The sequence below is a fragment of the Mycobacterium sp. genome, from assembly GCF_032161845.1.
Classification (GTDB): domain Bacteria; phylum Actinomycetota; class Actinomycetes; order Mycobacteriales; family Mycobacteriaceae; genus Mycobacterium.
Genome location: NZ_JAVRQA010000062.1, coordinates 1 through 2,978 on the forward strand (window position 1 = coordinate 1; position 2,978 = coordinate 2,978).

Sequence of the window (2,978 nt, forward strand, 5' to 3'; positions counted from 1 at the left end):
GTGCAGTTCGGGCAGACGCGTGGGCTGGTACCCGGGCGCGCGCCGCTGCCGTGACAGTTCGTACACGGTGCCTGGCTGGTGAGCCGCAACGGCATCGCGACGCCCTTGGTCGCTTCGAGGAACGACAACTCGGTCTCGGTTTCGAGGTCCTTGCCGCGACGGGGTCGGGTCGGTCGGGGTGCGGCACCTCGGCCGAAGATCCCGCCGAACAGGTCGCCGATGTTGGCGCCGCCGGATTGTGGAGCCTGATCGAACAGGTCGCCGAGATTGAACTCGGCGCCGTCGGTGAAGCCACCGAAGTTACCCCCGCCGCCACCGTTGAACCCGCGGCCGAAACCGCCATTGGCGAAGAGCTTTCGGGTTTCGTCGTATTCCTTGCGCTTCTTCTCGTCGGTCAGGACCTCCTTGGCTTCCCCCACGGCCTTGTACCGCGCCTCGGCGGTCGGGTTGTTGGGGTTGCGGTCGGGGTGAAGCTCGGCCTGCAGCTTGCGCGCTGCACGCTTGATGTCGGCGGGGCTCGCGTCAGAGGAGACGCCGAGCTCCTTGTAGAAGTCCTTCTCGACCCATTCGCGTTGGGCCATGCCGCGTCACCTCCTCAAATATCGCGATGCGGATGTCTGGTTGCTTATTCTGAGCTTGATTCTGAGTCTTCACGGACGCTTCCGCCGGCATTCTCTGCCGTGTCGGAGTCCGCCGGTGCGTCGACGACACCGACCAGGGCGTGCCTCAGCACGTTGTCGCCGAACTTGTAGCCCCGGCGCATGACCGTGCCGACCACTGGGTTGGAGCCGTCGCCCTCGTGCTGCACGGCCTCGTGCAACGACGGGTCGAAGGCGTCACCCTCCGTACCGAAGCCCACCAGGCCGACGCCCTCAAGCGCGCCGATCAGCTTGTCGGCCACGGCCTTCAGCGGTCCTGACTCGAGATCGCCGTGGTTGCGCGCGTTGTCGAGGTCGTCGAGCACCGGGAGCAGTTGGCCCGCGACCTGCGCCTTGGCACGATCGGCCGCGGCCTGCTCCTGGCGGACGGACCGCTTCCGGTAGTTGTCGTACTCGGCCTTGACACGCTGCAGGGTTGCCGTCAGATCGGCGACTTCGTCGGACTCCACGACCTCCGGCTCCGGTGCCGGTGCCGGCCCCCCGCTGGGGGCCGGCCCGGCTGCGTCGAATGCCCGGTCGCCTTGCTTCTGCCCACCGGACGTTGCACGTACCTCGCCGGTGACGGGATCGATGCGCCGCTTGTCGGTAACCACTACCGGCTCCTGCACATCACCTTCGCCGTTGGAGGGACGAGTCACTTGCGCTCCTCGTCATCGTCGACGACCTCGGCGTCGACCACGTTGTCGTCAACGGGGCCGGAGCCGCCGGCGGCCTGCTCGGCCTGGGTGGCCTCGTAGATCGCCTGTCCGAGTGCCTGCGATTCGACGCCGAGGCGTTCCATCGCTGACTTGATCGCGGAGATGTCGGAGCCTTCGAGTGCCGTCTTGGCATCGCCGACGGCGGACTCCACCTTGGCCAGCGTGTCCTCGGGGACCTTCGATCCGCCCTCGGCCTCACGCTGCTCCTTGACGAACTTCTCCGTCTGGTAGACCAGCGACTCGGCCTGGTTGCGGACGTCGGCCTCTTCGCGACGCTTGCGGTCCTCGTCGGCGTGAGCCTCGGCGTCCTTGATCATCTGATCGATCTCGTCCTTGGACAGTCCGGAGCCCTCCTGGATCTTGATGGAGTTCTCCTTGCCGGTGCCCTTGTCCTTCGCCGTGACGTGCACGATGCCGTTGACGTCGAGGTCGAAGGTGACCTCGATCTGCGGGACGCCGCGGGGGGCCGGCGGAATGCCGGTCAGCTCGAAGGCGGTCAGCAGCTTGTTGTGCGCCGTCATCTCGCGCTCACCCTGGTAGACCTTGATCTGCACCGACGGCTGATTGTCGTCGGCGGTGGTGAAGGTCTCCGACTTGCTCATCGGGATCGTGGAGTTGCGCTCGATCAGCTTGGTCATCACTTCGCCCTTGGTCTCGATGCCGAGGGACAGTGGCGTGACGTCAAGCAGCAGAACGTCTTTCACCTCACCGCCGAGCACACCAGCCTGAAGCGCGGCGCCGACGGCGACGACCTCGTCCGGGTTGACGCCCTTGTTGGGCTCCTTGCCTGCGAGCTCCTTGATCAGATCGGTGACCGCGGGCATGCGGGTGGAACCACCCACGAGCACCACGTGGTCGATGGCCGACACCGAGATGCCCGCGTCGGCGATGACCGACTGGAAGGGCTTGCGGGTGCGGTCCAACAGATCCTGAGTGATCCGCTGGAACTCGGCGCGCGTGATCTGCTCGTCGAGGAACAAGGGGTTCTTGTCCGCGTCGACGGTGATGTAGGGCAGGTTGATCGACGTGCTCTGCGAGGAGCTGAGTTCGATCTTGGCCTTCTCGGCGGCTTCACGAAGCCGTTGCATGGCCATCTTGTCCTTGGTCAGGTCGATGCCAGCACTGGCCTTGAACTTGTCGACCAGCCAGTCGACGACGCGCTGATCCCAGTCGTCGCCGCCGAGGTGGTTGTCACCCGAGGTGGCCTTGACCTCGACGACGCCGTCGCCGATTTCCAGCAACGAGACGTCGAAGGTGCCGCCACCGAGGTCGAAGACCAGGATGGTCTGTTCCTTATCGCCCTTGTCCAGCCCGTAGGCCAGCGCGGCTGCCGTCGGCTCGTTGACGATGCGCAGCACCTCGAGGCCGGCGATCTGGCCGGCATCCTTGGTGGCCTGGCGCTGAGCGTCGGTGAAGTACGCCGGAACGGTGATGACCGCTGAGGCGATGTCCTCACCCAGGTACGCCTCGGCGTCGCGCTTGAGCTTCATCAACACGCGCGCGCTGATCTCCTGCGCGGTGTAGTTCTTGCCGTCGATCTCGACGTGCCAGTCGGTGCCGATTTCACGCTTGACCGAACGGATGGTCCGGTCGACGTTGGTGACGGCCTGGTTCTTCGCGG

3 protein-coding genes are annotated in these 2,978 nt (G+C 65.7%); all 3 read right to left on the bottom strand.

What is annotated here, in order from left to right:
- Nucleotides 1-581, bottom strand: a 581-nt coding sequence (locus tag QOD90_RS03740; RefSeq protein ID WP_526346806.1) for a DnaJ domain-containing protein, incomplete at its 3' end; no start/stop codon positions are given.
- Nucleotides 582-625: 44 nt separating this feature from the next.
- Entirely contained in the window at nucleotides 626-1,297 is a 672-nt protein-coding gene (gene grpE, locus QOD90_RS03745) for a nucleotide exchange factor GrpE (protein ID WP_526346808.1), read from the bottom strand.
- Nucleotides 1,294-2,978: molecular chaperone DnaK (gene dnaK / locus QOD90_RS03750; protein WP_526346810.1), on the bottom strand; the 1,685-nt coding region annotated here is incomplete at its 5' end. The genes grpE and dnaK, both read right to left, overlap by 4 nt.